We start from the raw sequence: 12,988 nt of genomic DNA on the forward strand, positions 1-12,988 counted from the left end.
GGTCGGGGTCTGCGTGGGAGCCCTCGCGTTCTTCCCGCGTGGACAGATCTGGGTGGGGGTGCTCCTCATCACCGCGTTCGTCTTCTCCGACACCGTCGACGGCATCATGGCGCGGGCGTCCGGCCGGTCGAGCAAGTGGGGGGCCTACCTCGACTCGACGCTGGACCGCGTCGGGGACGCCGCGATCTTCGGCGGCCTCGTCCTCTACTACGCCGGCCCCGGCGACAACCGGCTGATGGCCGGCCTCGCACTCGCCTGCCTCATCCTCGGCAGCGTCGTCTCGTACGCCAAGGCCAGGGCAGAGGGGCTCGGCTACACGGCCGACGTCGGCATCGCCGAGCGGGCCGACCGGCTCGTCGCCGTTCTCGTCGCCGCCTTCTTCGCCGACCTGCTCGACTCGACGCTGCTGCTCGGGGTGGTCCTCGCCCTGCTCGCGGTCGCCAGCTTCGTCACGGTGCTGCAGCGGATGGTCACGGTCCGACGCCAGGCGCTCGCGGCGGGGGAGGCACGCAGTTGAGCGGGCTCGTCCGGCGGGCCACCGACTCGCTCAGCGTCCTCGGCTTCTCGCTCGGCTGGTCGGCCGTGCGCGGGCTGCCCGAACGTGCCGCGTACGGGCTGTTCGACCGCGTCGCGGACATCGCGGTGCGCCGTGGCGGCTCGGGCATCGACCGGCTGCGGACCAACTACCGCCGGGTGCGGCCGGAGCTGTCCGAGGCCGAGCTGGACGAGCTCGTGCACGCGGGCATGCGCTCCTACATGCGCTACTACTGCGAGGCCTTCCGCCTGCCCTCGCTGAGCCGCGAGCAGGTGGACCGCGCGGTCGTGACGCGCGGGGCCGACGAGGTCGCCGAGCTCTCGGCCCGGGGGGAGGCCGTCGTCGTGTTCGTCGGCCACCTCGGCAACTTCGACCTCGCGGCGGCGTGGTCGGCCGGCAACCTCATGCCGGTCACGACGGTCGCCGAGCGCCTGAAGCCGGAGGAGGTGTACCAGGAGTTCGTCGCCTTCCGCCGCAGCATCGGGATGGACATCCTTCCGCTGACCGGTGGCGACGACCCGTTCCGGGGCCTGCTCGCGGCCGCCCGGGGTGGGGGTCGCATCATCGCCCTCGCCTCCGACCGCGACCTCACGAACGGTGGTGTCGAGGTCGACCTGCTCGGCCACCGCGCACGCATGGCCAAGGGCCCCGCCGTGCTGTCCCTCATGACCGGCGCCCCGCTCTACGCCGCCCGTCTCTGGTACGAGCCGGTACCTCGGGGGGAGGGCCTCGGCGGCCACCGGACCGTCATCGAGTTCAGCGAGCGGCTCGTGCCGCGCGTCCAGGGCACGACGGGCGCACGCGCCGCCGACCTCGTCCAGCAGTGCGCCGACCACCTCGCCGTCACCATCCGTGAGCACACGTCGAGCTGGCACATGCTGCAACGGGTCTTCGTCGACGACCTGGACCCGGCCCGCACCCCGGCTCCGTCCGCCCTGTCGCCCTCCGCGGCCGTCCCCGCTCCGGCCGCGAGCCGTGCCTGGACAGCAGAGGGCCGGAGCCCGTCGTGAGGGTCGGCATCGTCTGCCCGTACTCCTTCGACCTGCCGGGCGGGGTCCAGTTCCACGTCCGCGACCTCGCCGAGCACCTCATCGGCCTCGGCCACGAGGTGTCCGTCCTCGCGCCTGCCGACAGCGAGACCGCCCTGCCGGACTACGTGACGTCGGCCGGGCGAGCCACGGCGGTCCGGTACAACGGCTCGGTGGCCCGGCTCAACTTCGGCCCGGTGACGGCGACCAAGGTCGGCAGGTGGCTCGAGCAGGGGGAGTTCGACGTCCTGCACCTGCACGAGCCCGTGACGCCGAGCATCAGCGTCCTCGCGCTCTTCGCGGCCGAGGGCCCGATCGTCGCGACGTTCCACACCTCGATGGTCCGCTCACGCACGATGCAGACCGCCTACCCGATCGTCCGGCCGAGCCTGGAGAAGATCGCCGGACGCATCGCCGTGAGCGAGGACGCCCGCCGCACGGTCACGACGCACGTCGGTGGGGACGCCGTCGTCATCCCGAACGGCGTCTACGTCGAGCGCTTCGCGGCCGCGCCGAGGCGCAGCGCCTGGATCGGCACGCCGACGGCGCCGACGATCGCCTTCCTCGGCCGGATGGGTGAGCCACGCAAGGGGCTGCCGGTCCTCGCCGCGGCCCTGCCCGACGTCCTGCGGGCCGTGCCGGGCCTGCGCGTCCTCGTCGCCGGTCCCGGCGACCCCGAGGACGTCACCGAGGGGTGGCCACCGGAGGTCGTCGCCGCGTGCGAGTTCCTCGGCGCCGTCTCCGACGACGAGAAGGCCTCCCTGCTGGCGTCGGTCGACGTCTACGTCGCCCCGAACACCGGGGGCGAGAGCTTCGGCATCATCCTCATCGAGGCGATGTCCGCGGGCGCCTGCGTCCTCGCCAGCGACCTCGGCGCCTTCTCCCGCGTGCTCGACGGTGGCGAGGCCGGCGCGATGTTCGCCAACGAGGACCCGGCCGACCTCGCCCGCGTCCTCGTCGGGCTGCTCCGCGACCCGGCCCGACGCCGCACCCTCGCCGAGGCCGGCCGCCTCCGCGCGCGCCTGTTCGACTGGTCGGTCGTCGCCGACCGCATCCTCGCGGTCTACGAGACGGTCATCGAGGGCCGCGCTGCGGCGCGGTTCGAGCCGCCCGCCCGCTGGAGCCGCTTCCTGCCGGGGAGGACCCGGTGAGCGAGCTGCTGACGTGGGTCTTCGCGGTCCTGTTCGTCCTCGTCGTCATCGCCTGGTACCTGTCGTACACGGCGGCCCGTCTCGACCGGCTCCACGTCCGCCTCAGCGGCACCCTGGCCGCCCTCGACGCGCGGCTCGTGCGGCGCGCCGAGGCGGCGGTCGAGCTGGCCAACAGCGGGCTGCTCGACGTCGCGACGGCGCTCATCGTCGCCGACGCGGCGGGCGACTCTCTCGAGGCGCCGGCCGAGCACGGCGAGGAGCGCGAGCAGGCCGAGAGCGACCTCACCGAGGCGCTCGGGCTCGCCCTCGCCCCGGAGGTCGTGGCCGACCTGCGCGAGGACCCAGTGGGGCGCGACGTCGTCGAACGCGTCACGTCGGCGTGCACGCGGGTGCAGCTGGCGCGGCGGTTCCACAACGACGCGGTGACCGACGTCCGCCGGGTGCGGCGGACGTGGACCGTGCGGGTGTTCCACCTGGCGGGTCACACCCCGATGCCGCACACCATCGAGTTCGACGACGAGGTTCCCGCGCTCGTTGTCGACTGATCGGCGTCCCGACGCGCGCCCGGCGCGCGGACCCGGTCGGGACCACCGCGCGCGGGGCCCTACCCTTGGAGGCGAGGGGCTCGTGACCTCCCACGGGCCACCCGCGACACAGCGAAAGCAGGACATCGTGAGCACGACCCAGACGCCCGGCGGCGCGGCCGCGGCCGACCGGCACGCCGGCACGAGCACCGGCACCACTCGCGTCAAGCGAGGCATGGCCGAGATGCTCAAGGGCGGCGTCATCATGGACGTCGTCACGCCCGAACAGGCCAAGATCGCCGAGGACGCCGGCGCCGTGGCCGTCATGGCCCTCGAGCGGGTCCCGGCCGACATCCGTGCCCAGGGCGGCGTCTCGCGCATGAGCGACCCCGACATGATCGACGGCATCATCGAGGCCGTCTCGATCCCGGTCATGGCCAAGGCCCGCATCGGCCACTTCGTCGAGGCCCAGGTGCTCCAGAGCCTCGGGGTCGACTACGTCGACGAGTCGGAGGTCCTGACCCCGGCCGACTACGCCAACCACATCGACAAGTGGCAGTTCACCGTGCCCTTCGTCTGCGGCGCCACCAACCTGGGCGAGGCCCTGCGCCGCATCACCGAGGGTGCGGCCATGATCCGCTCCAAGGGCGAGGCCGGTACCGGCGACGTCTCCAACGCGACGACGCACATGCGCCAGATCCGCCAGGAGATCCGCCGCCTGCAGAGCCTGCCGGAGGACGAGCTCTACGTGGCCGCCAAGGAGCTGCAGGCACCGTACGACCTCGTCAAGGAGATCGCCGAGACCGGCAAGCTGCCCGTCGTCCTCTTCACGGCCGGTGGCATCGCCACCCCGGCCGACGCGGCGATGATGATGCAGCTCGGCGCGGAGGGCGTCTTCGTCGGCTCCGGCATCTTCAAGTCCGGCAACCCGGCGCAGCGCGCCGAGGCGATCGTCAAGGCCACGACCTTCCACGACGACCCCGACGTCATCGCCAAGGTCTCCCGCGGCCTCGGCGAGGCCATGGTCGGCATCAACGTCGACGAGATCCCGCAGCCGCACCGGCTCGCCGAGCGCGGTTGGTGACCCAGCCCGCTGCGATCGCACGACCGGCGGACGCCGTCGCACCCGTGGGTGCGGCGGCGTCCGCCGTTCCGGCACCGGCTGGGCGCGCCGTCACGGCCCCGCGAAGCCCGCACGGCCATGGCCCGTGAGAGGCCTCAGGTGACCGCGCCGCGCTCGGCGAACTCCGGACGCTCGAACTCGCGGCCCTCGACGACGTCGCGGACGTGCTCCGCGGCCCTCACCGCGTCGACGTGCGTCACGTAGAGCGGCGCGAACCCGAGCCGCACGATGTCGGGCTCGCGGAAGTCACCGATGACGCCGCGGGCGATGAGCGCCTGCACGACGGCGAAGGCCTGCGGGTGGCGCAGCGAGACCTGGGACCCGCGACGCTCCGCCGGGCGCGGCGTCGCGAGGGGCAGGTCCACGCCGAGCGCCCCGAGAGCGTCGAGGAAGGTGGCCGTCACCGACAGCGACGCGGCGCGGACGTCGGCGGGGGACAGGCCGTCGTAGGCCGTCAGGGCCGCCTCCAGGGCGAGGACGGACAGCAGCGGCGGGGTGCCGACCCGGGCTCGGGTGATGCCGGCGTGCGGCTCGTAGTCCGGGCTCATGTCGAAGGGCCGGGCGTGCCCCTGCCAGCCGGCCAGCGGCTGGTCGAACCGGTCCTGGTGCCGGGCCGCGACGTAGATGAACGCCGGAGCCCCGGGGCCGCCGTTGAGGTACTTGTAGCCGCAGCCGACGGCCAGGTCGACGCCGTTCGCGTCGAGGTCGACGTCGACGACGCCCGCCGAGTGGCACAGGTCCCAGCAGACGAGCGCACCCTCCTCGTGCGCGACGTCGGTCAGGGGGCGAAGGTCCCACAGCTCACCGGTGCGGTAGTCGACGCTCGAGTAGGCGGCGAGGGCGAGGGCGTCACCCACTTCGTGGACGGCGGCGACCGCGTCGCGCGGCGACACCCGTCGCACCTCGAGGCCGCAGAGGCGGGCGGCTGCCTCGGTCATGTAGAGGTCGGTCGGGAACGAGTCGGGGTCGGTGAGCACGACGGTGCGGCCCGGCCGCAGTCGTGCCGCGCCCACGACGGCCTTGAACAGGTTGACCGACGTCGAGTCGGTGACGACGACCTGGCCCGGTGCCGCCCCGACGATGCGCCCCACCGCGTCGCCGACGCGGGTCTGCGCGCCCCACCAGTCGGCCTCGTTCCAGGACCGGATGAGTCGCTCGCCCCACTGGCGGCGCACGACGTCCTCGAGGACCGGTCCGACGGCGCGCGGCAGGGCCCCGAGCGAGTTGCCGTCGAGGTAGATGACGCCCTCCGGCAGGTCGAAGAGGTCACGGGTTCCCGCCAGGGGCGACGCGGCGTCCGCGGCCTCGGCGGCGGACAGGAGGGTGTCGAGAGCGCTGAGGGTCATGGCCGCAACGTATCCCGGTCGGCCCGGCGCGCGTCAGGACCGGTCCGTCACCGACTGTCTCGGGTCCCAGACGCCGGGCCGGTGTGACCCGCAGGGAGCGCGCGGCATACCCTCGCCCTCATGGCAGCACCCCGCATCGGCGTCCTCGCCGTCCAGGGCGACGTCCGCGAGCACGCCGCAGCCCTCACCGACCTCGGCGCCGACGTCACCCTGGTCCGGCGTCCCGGCGAGGTCGACCGGCTCGACGGGCTCGTCGTGCCCGGCGGCGAGTCGACCACCATGGACAAGCTCGTCCGCGCCTTCGACCTCCAGGAACCGCTGCGACGGCGCATCGCCGAGGGACTCCCGGTGTTCGGGTCGTGCGCCGGCATGATCATGCTCGCCGACCGCATCGCCGACGGACGCCCGGACCAGCAGACCCTCGGCGGCCTCGACGTCACCGTGCGCCGCAACGCCTTCGGCCGGCAGGTCGACTCCTTCGAGCAGGACCTCGAGTTCGCCGGCCTCGACGGCACGGTGCACGCCGTCTTCATCCGCGCTCCGTGGGTCGAGACGGCGGGGGAGGCCGTCGAGGTGCTCGCGCGAGTCAGCGACGGGCCGGCCGCCGGTAGGATCGTCGCGGTTCGGCAGGGGAACCTCATGGCGACCTCCTTCCATCCCGAGGTCGGGGGAGACCGCCGCATCCACGCCGAGTTCGTCAAGATCGTCACGCAGCACTGCCAGTAGACCGGAACGCGAGGACACTGCATGAGCGGCCACTCCAAATGGGCCACCACGAAGCACAAGAAGGCTGCCATCGACGCCAAGCGCGGCAAGCTCTTCGCCAAGCTCATCAAGAACATCGAGGTCGCGGCCAAGCAGGGCGGCGGTGACCCCGCCGGCAACCCGACGCTCTACGACGCGATCCAGAAGGCGAAGAAGACCTCGGTCCCGAACGACAACATCGACCGCGCCGTCAAGCGTGGCTCGGGTGCCGAGGCCGGCGGGTCCGACTGGCAGACGATCATGTACGAGGGCTACGCGCCCAACGGCGTCGCGCTCCTCATCGAGTGCCTCACCGACAACCGCAACCGTGCGGCTGCCGAGGTCCGCACGGCCCTGACCCGCAACGGCGGCCAGCTGGCCGACCCGGGCTCGGTCGCCTACGTCTTCAACCGCAAGGGCGTCGTCATCGTGCCCAAGGACGGCACGTCCGAGGACGACATCCTCGAGGTCGTCCTCGAGGCGGGCGCCGAAGAGGTCAACGACAACGGCGACACCTGGGAGATCGTCTCCGAGGCAAGCGACTTCGTCGCGGTCCGCCGGGCCGTCCAGGAGGCCGGCATCGACTACGACTCCGCCGAGGCGTCCTTCGTGCCCAACCTGCAGGTGCCCCTCGGCCTCGACGGCGCGAAGAAGATGATCCGCGTCATCGACGCCCTCGAGGACAGCGACGACGTCCAGAACGTCTACGCCAACGGCGACATCCCCGACGACGTGCTCGCGGAGCTCGACGCCGAGGAGTGAGCCCACCCGGACGGCGTCGTCCGAGCGCAGACGAGGAGGCACGTCGGTGACCGGCGTGCCTCCTCGTCGCCGGCGGACCGGGCGGTTAGCGTTGGTCCCGAACACCTGTTCGGATCGGCCGCCGGTTCGAACCGCCCGACCGACCCGACGACCGCCCCAGGAGGTGCCGTGCGCGTCCTCGCCGTCGACCCCGGCCTGACCCGCTGCGGCGTCGGCGTCGTCGACGGGTCTCCCGGGCGGCGGCTCGCGCTCGTCGAGGTCGGCGTGATCCGCACCCCGTCCGGCGACCCGACGCCGCGCCGCCTGGTCGCCGTCGAGGACGAGATGCGGCACTGGTTCGAGCGGCACCGGCCCGAGGCCGTCGCCATCGAGCGCGTCTTCGCCGACACCAACGTCTCGACGGTCATGGGCACCGCCCAGGTCACGGGCATCGTCATGATGCTCGCCGAGCGGCGCGGCCTACCCGTCACGCTGCACACCCCCACCGAGGTCAAGGCGGCCGTGAGCGGCAGCGGCCGCGCGGACAAGGCGCAGGTCACGACGATGGTGACCCGCCTCCTCGGCCTCGACACGCCACCGAAGCCCGCCGACGCCGCCGACGCCCTCGCCCTCGCCATCTGCCACGTGTGGCGCGGCGGCACCCAGAACCGGCTCGAGCAGGCGCGCGACGAGCTGCTCGCCCGCCGGCCCCGCGCCTCCCGTCCGTCGCGCACGCCGACCGCCTCGACCCCACCGGCCCGTCCCGCTCGCACCCTCCCAGGAGCCCGCCCCCGATGATCGCGTCCCTGTCCGGCACCGTCCTCAAGGTCGGCCTCGACTCCCTCGTCCTCGGGGTCGGCGGCGTGGGGATGCTCGTGCACACGACGCCCGCGACGGCGGCGTCGGTCCGGCACGGCGCGCAGGCCGACCTCGCCACGACGCTCGTCGTGCGCGAGGACTCGCTGACGCTGTACGGCTTCGCCACCGACGACGAGAAGCTCGTCTTCGAGACCGTCCAGACCGTGTCCGGCGTCGGCCCGCGTCTCGCGCTCGCGCTTCTCGCCGTCCACTCGCCCGACGCGGTCCGGGTGGCCCTCGGCACGGGCGACGTCGCGGCGCTGACCAAGGTGCCGGGCATCGGCCGCAAGGGCGCCGAGCGGCTCGTGCTCGAGCTCAAGGACAAGCTCGGCGCGCTCCCCGGGTCCGGCAGCGCGGCCGAGCCGGTCCCGCTCGAGACGGGCGACGCGTGGCGCGAGCAGGTGCGCGAGGCCCTCGTCGGGCTGGGGTGGAACGTGCGACAGGCCGAGGACGCCCTCGACAAGGTCGCGCCGAGAGCCGCGGAGGGCGCCGGCGTCTCCGCGCTCCTGCGGGCCGCCCTCCAGGAGCTGGGCCGATGAGCCGCGACCGGTCCGGCGCCGAGGCCGCCGACCTGCCCGACCTCGAGGTCTGGGACGACGGGTCGTTCGACGCGACCGCGCGCATCGTCGACGCGCGGGTCCACGACGACGGCCCGGGTGACGAGCGCCAGGTCGAGGCCGCGCTCCGCCCGCGTCGCCTCGACGACTTCCCCGGGCAGGACCGCGTCCGCGAGCAGCTCGGGCTCGTCCTCACGGCGGCCCGCGGTCGCGGCACGCCGCCGGACCACGTCCTGTTGTCCGGGCCCCCCGGGCTCGGCAAGACCACGCTGGCGATGATCGTCGCGAGCGAGCTCGAGCAGCCGATCCGCATCACGTCGGGACCCGCCATCCAGCACGCGGGTGACCTCGCGTCCGTGCTGTCCTCCCTCGCCGAGGGCGAGGTCCTCTTCCTCGACGAGATCCACCGGATGTCCCGCTCGGCCGAGGAGATGCTCTACCTGGCCATGGAGGACTTCCGGGTCGACGTCATCATCGGCAAGGGCCCCGGAGCCACCGCCATCCCGCTCGAGCTGCCCCCCTTCACGGTCGTGGGCGCGACGACGCGCGCCGGTCTGCTGCCGGCGCCCCTGCGCGACCGCTTCGGCTTCACCGGCCACCTCGACTTCTACGCGCCGCAGGACCTCGTCTCGATCCTGCACCGCTCGGCGCGGCTGCTCGGGCTCGACGCCGACGAGGACGGCATCGCCGAGATCGCGCTGCGCTCCCGCGGGACCCCGCGCATCGCCAACCGGTTGCTGCGCCGGGTCCGCGACTGGGCGCAGGTCCACGGCGAGCACCGGGTCAGCCGCAGCGCGGCACGCAGGGCCCTCGAGCTGTTCGACGTCGACGAACGCGGCCTCGACCGCCTCGACCGCGCCGTCCTCGAGGCACTGTGTCGGCGCTTCGCCGGAGGCCCCGTCGGGTTGTCCACGCTCGCCGTGGCGGTGGGGGAGGAGCCGGACACCGTCGAGACCGTCGCGGAACCGTTCCTCGTGCGCGAGGGCTTCATGGTGCGCACGCCCCGCGGCCGCGCCGCCTCGACCCTGGCCTGGGAGCACCTCGGTCTGGCTCCGCCCGCCGACGCCCAGGCCATCTGGTCGGCGACCCTGCCGCTCGACGACGCCGGCGGCGGCCGCTTCGACGGCTGAGCAAACGCTGCCAAAACGTGACCGCAGGCCCGCGTGTGAACGATGTGAGCGTTCTGACAAACTGCGGGCGCGCACGTAGACTCCTGCGGGCACCCTCGCCGCTGCCGCGGCACCATCAGGTGCCTCCGGTCGTTGACGCCACAGCCGACGCCCCACCGGTCCCACACGATCGGGATCGCCGTGCTGGGTGTGCACCGGACGTAGACACGAAGGATTGAGCTGACATGAACTCCAACGGGTCCTTCTCGTTGCTGATCTTCCTCCTGCCCCTGCTCCTCATCGGGTGGCTGTTCTGGACCCAGAACAAGCGGATGAGGCAGATGCGGGAGTTCAGCTCCGCCCTGTCCGTCGGCGACCAGGTCGTCACGTCCTCCGGCATCTTCGGCACCGTCCGCCACCTCGACGACTCCTCCGCCTGGCTCGAGGTCGCCGAGGGCGTCACGATCCGCGTCGACCGCCGCGCCGTCGCGATGAAGCAGGACCCCGCGGCCGCCGGCGGCTCCAGCGAGGGTCCTGCCGTGGCTCCCGGCGACGACGCGCCCGGCACCACCCCGACGGGTCAGTGAGGCCTCCGTGGCACGCACGTCCATCCGCAGGTCCGCGACACGCACCCTCGTCGCGCTCGTCGTCCTCATCCTCGGCCTCGGCGCCCTGACCGCGGGCCTGGCGAAGTGGGGTGGCGGTTCCGTCGCCCCGCGTCTGGGTCTCGACCTCGAGGGCGGCACCGAGCTGGTCCTCAAGCCGGTGACGGTCGGCAACGCCGCACCGGTGACCCAGGGGCAGATCGACCAGGCCGTCGACATCATCCGCCAGCGCATCGACGCCAACGGGGTCAGCGAGGCGGAGATCTCGACGCAGGGCGGCGACAACATCGTCGTGTCGATCCCGGGCAGCCCGACCAAGGAGCAGCTCGACGCCATCCGCAAGCCGTCCCAGCTGCGCTTCCGGGCCGTGTTCGTCCAGACCGTCGACACCACCGCAGCTCAGGTGAACCCCGGTGGCGGCGCGACGGGCTCGACCGGCACGCCGACGCCCACGGGCACGGCGACCGGCACACCCACCGGCACGGCCACGACGCCGGCCGCCAAGCCGTCGACGTCGGCGACGGCCCAGAACGGCGCGGTCCCGCAGGCGCTGCGGGCGGCCACCTCCACCCCGGCGCCGAAGGCCACCGGCGGCACTGCCACGACGGCCGCGACCCCGCCTCCCGCCGCGACGACGCCCGCCGCTCCGACGCCCGAGCAGTCCGAGGCCGCCGTCAAGGCCCAGGTCAGCAAGGGCCTCGTCGGGCTGGGCTGGGCCAAGGCCAAGGCCGACACCGCTGCCGCCAAGGCCGCCAAGGACTTCGTGGCGCTCAGCTGCGGCAAGCCCGGCGTCGTCGACGCCATCGTCGACGACCCGAGCCAGCCGCTGGCCACCTGCAGCGACGACCGCACGTCCAAGTTCGTCCTCGGCCCGGTCGAGATCGACGGCAGCCAGATCTCCGACGCCTCGAGCGGCTTCCAGCCCGGCCCGAACGGCCAGCCCACCTCGATCGTCGAGGTCGTCCTGTCCTTCAACTCGGCCGGCGCCAAGAAGTTCGCGGAGGTCACCAAGCGCCTCTACGGCCTGCAGAGCCAGCCGCCGATGGACCAGTTCGCCGTCGTGCTCGACAAGTCCGTCATCACCGCTCCCCAGGCCCGCGCCGTCATCAGCGACGGCCGCGCCTCGATCACCGGCTCGTTCACGATCGACTCGGCCAAGGCCCTGGCCCAGCAGCTGAAGTTCGGTGCCCTGCCCCTGGAGTTCAAGCTCCAGACCAACGACACCATCACGCCACAGCTCGGTGAGGAGCAGCTGCGCATCGGCCTGCTCGCCGGGCTCGTCGGCCTGCTCCTCGTCGTCGTGTACTCCCTCTTCCAGTACCGGGCACTCGGGTTCGTCACGGTGGCCTCGCTGCTCGTCGCGTCGGCCATCACCTACCTCGCCGTCACGATCCTCGGCACGACGCACGGGCTGCGCCTGACGATGGCCGGCGTCACGGGCCTCATCGTGGCCATCGGTGTCACGGCCGACTCGTTCATCGTCTACTTCGAGCGCATCCGCGACGAGGTCCGCGACGGGCGCCCGCTCGTGGCCGCGGTCGAGACGGGCTGGAAGCGGGCCCGACGCACGATCATCGCCGCCGACGCCGTCAACTTCATCGCCGCCATCGTGCTGTACGTGCTCGCCTCCGCCAACGTCCGCGGTTTCGCCTTCACGCTCGGGCTCACCACGATCATCGACCTGCTCGTCGTCGTCATGTTCACGCACCCGACGGTGCAGCTGCTCGCGCGCACGACGTTCTTCGGCGGCGGGCACCGGTGGTCCGGCCTGGACCCGAAGCGCCTCGGCGCCAAGGAGTCGCCGCGCTACCGGGGCCGTGGCCAGTTCGGCCCGCCGCGCCCGGCCGCCCCCGCCGGCACGCCGGCCCGTGCCGGCGCCAGCACCCGCACCGCCGAGGGGAAGGCCTGACCCATGATCAGCTTCGCGCAGGTCGGCAACGACCTCTACACGGGCAAGCGCTCGATCGACTTCATCAAGCGCCAGAAGCTCTGGTACGCCTTCTCCGGCGTCCTCGTCGCGCTCGCCCTCCTCGGCATCTTCGCCAGGGGGCTGAACTTCGGCATCGAGTTCAGCGGCGGCTCGGAGTTCCGCGTCCAGAACGTCACGAGCACCGAGGGCTACGAGGAGAAGGCCCAGGCGGCCATCGCCGACGCGAGGATCAGCGGCAACGTCGTCACGACCGTCGTCGGGCAGAACACCGTCCGGGTGCAGACCGAGGCGGCCGACGACAGGACCGACGCGGCGCGCACCGCCCTCGCCGAGGAGTTCGGCGTCCAGCAGAACGCCGTGAGCGCCTCGCTCATCGGCCCGAGCTGGGGTGAGACCGTCAGCCAGCAGGCGATCCGCGGCCTCATCGTCTTCCTCGTGCTCGTCACGATCGTCATGGCGCTGTACTTCCGGACGTGGAAGATGGCGCTGTCGGGCCTCGTCGCCCTGCTGCACGACCTCGTCATCACCGTCGGCATCTACGCCCTTTTCGGGTTCGAGATCACGCCGTCGTCCATGATCGGGTTCCTCACGATCCTCGGCTACTCGCTCTACGACACCGTCGTCGTCTTCGACAAGGTGCGCGAGAACACGGCGGACGCCTTCCGGACGCGGCGCATGACGTACCCCGCGGCGGCCAACCTGGCCGTCAACCAGACTCTCGTGCGCTCGATCAACAC

The 12,988-nt window shown here is 72.8% G+C and carries 14 protein-coding genes; 13 read left to right on the forward strand and 1 reads right to left on the reverse strand.

All coding sequences use genetic code 11. The features are described 5' to 3' along the window. From pgsA to pdxS, 5 genes are all read left to right on the forward strand, one after another. Nucleotides 1-517 (forward strand): phosphatidylinositol phosphate synthase (pgsA, locus tag ACR9ZK_RS17145; protein WP_481343159.1); only part of this gene is annotated, 517 nt, incomplete at its 5' end. Beyond that, on the forward strand, nt 514-1,545 hold the full coding sequence (locus ACR9ZK_RS17150) for a phosphatidylinositol mannoside acyltransferase (protein ID WP_481343160.1): 1,032 nt from the start codon (nt 514-516) through the stop codon (nt 1,543-1,545). The genes pgsA and ACR9ZK_RS17150, both read left to right, overlap by 4 nt. Continuing rightward, entirely contained in the window at nt 1,542-2,714 is a 1,173-nt protein-coding gene (locus tag ACR9ZK_RS17155) for a glycosyltransferase family 4 protein (protein ID WP_481343161.1), read from the forward strand. The genes ACR9ZK_RS17150 and ACR9ZK_RS17155 overlap by 4 nt, the downstream gene beginning before the upstream one ends. Further along, on the forward strand, nt 2,711-3,259 hold the full coding sequence (locus tag ACR9ZK_RS17160; protein ID WP_481343162.1) for a LemA family protein: 549 nt from the start codon (nt 2,711-2,713) through the stop codon (nt 3,257-3,259). The genes ACR9ZK_RS17155 and ACR9ZK_RS17160 overlap by 4 nt, the downstream gene beginning before the upstream one ends. 127 nt (nt 3,260-3,386) lie before the next feature. Continuing rightward, nucleotides 3,387-4,322 carry a pyridoxal 5'-phosphate synthase lyase subunit PdxS gene (gene pdxS, locus ACR9ZK_RS17165; protein ID WP_481343163.1) on the forward strand — a complete coding sequence of 312 codons (936 nt, stop codon included), beginning with the start codon at nt 3,387-3,389 and terminating at the stop codon, nt 4,320-4,322. 134 nt (nt 4,323-4,456) lie between these two features. On the opposite strand, the gene kynU is transcribed toward pdxS, so the two are convergent. Then, nucleotides 4,457-5,707, reverse strand: a complete 1,251-nt coding sequence (kynU, locus tag ACR9ZK_RS17170) for a kynureninase (protein WP_481343164.1) — start codon at nt 5,705-5,707, stop codon at nt 4,457-4,459. 120 nt (nt 5,708-5,827) lie between these two features. Between kynU and pdxT the strand changes: the two genes are divergently transcribed. The 8 genes from pdxT to secF form a co-directional block, all read left to right on the forward strand. Beyond that, a complete protein-coding gene (pdxT, locus tag ACR9ZK_RS17175; protein ID WP_481343165.1) occupies nt 5,828-6,433 on the forward strand; it encodes a pyridoxal 5'-phosphate synthase glutaminase subunit PdxT in 606 nt (201 codons plus the stop codon). Between the two features lie 21 nt (nt 6,434-6,454). Then, on the forward strand, nt 6,455-7,213 hold the full coding sequence (locus tag ACR9ZK_RS17180; RefSeq protein ID WP_481343166.1) for a YebC/PmpR family DNA-binding transcriptional regulator: 759 nt from the start codon (nt 6,455-6,457) through the stop codon (nt 7,211-7,213). Nucleotides 7,214-7,381: 168 nt separating this feature from the next. Then, nucleotides 7,382-7,990: a crossover junction endodeoxyribonuclease RuvC gene (ruvC, locus tag ACR9ZK_RS17185; RefSeq protein ID WP_481343167.1), complete on the forward strand. Its 609-nt coding sequence runs from the start codon at nt 7,382-7,384 to the stop codon at nt 7,988-7,990. Beyond that, on the forward strand, nt 7,987-8,589 hold the full coding sequence (gene ruvA / locus ACR9ZK_RS17190; protein ID WP_481343168.1) for a Holliday junction branch migration protein RuvA: 603 nt from the start codon (nt 7,987-7,989) through the stop codon (nt 8,587-8,589). Before ruvC ends, ruvA begins: the two co-directional genes overlap by 4 nt. Next, nucleotides 8,586-9,737 carry a Holliday junction branch migration DNA helicase RuvB gene (ruvB, locus tag ACR9ZK_RS17195; RefSeq protein ID WP_481343169.1) on the forward strand — a complete coding sequence of 384 codons (1,152 nt, stop codon included), beginning with the start codon at nt 8,586-8,588 and terminating at the stop codon, nt 9,735-9,737. Before ruvA ends, ruvB begins: the two co-directional genes overlap by 4 nt. A gap of 224 nt (nt 9,738-9,961) precedes the next feature. Continuing rightward, nucleotides 9,962-10,303: a preprotein translocase subunit YajC gene (gene yajC, locus ACR9ZK_RS17200; RefSeq protein WP_481343170.1), complete on the forward strand. Its 342-nt coding sequence runs from the start codon at nt 9,962-9,964 to the stop codon at nt 10,301-10,303. A gap of 7 nt (nt 10,304-10,310) precedes the next feature. Beyond that, nucleotides 10,311-12,230, forward strand: coding sequence for a protein translocase subunit SecD (secD, locus tag ACR9ZK_RS17205; RefSeq protein ID WP_481343171.1), 1,920 nt, complete (start codon nt 10,311-10,313; stop codon nt 12,228-12,230). Between the two features lie 3 nt (nt 12,231-12,233). Next, nucleotides 12,234-12,988, forward strand: a 755-nt coding sequence (gene secF, locus ACR9ZK_RS17210) for a protein translocase subunit SecF (RefSeq protein ID WP_481343172.1), incomplete at its 3' end; no start/stop codon positions are given.

The sequence above is a fragment of the Monashia sp. HAY1-5C genome, assembly GCF_056755255.1.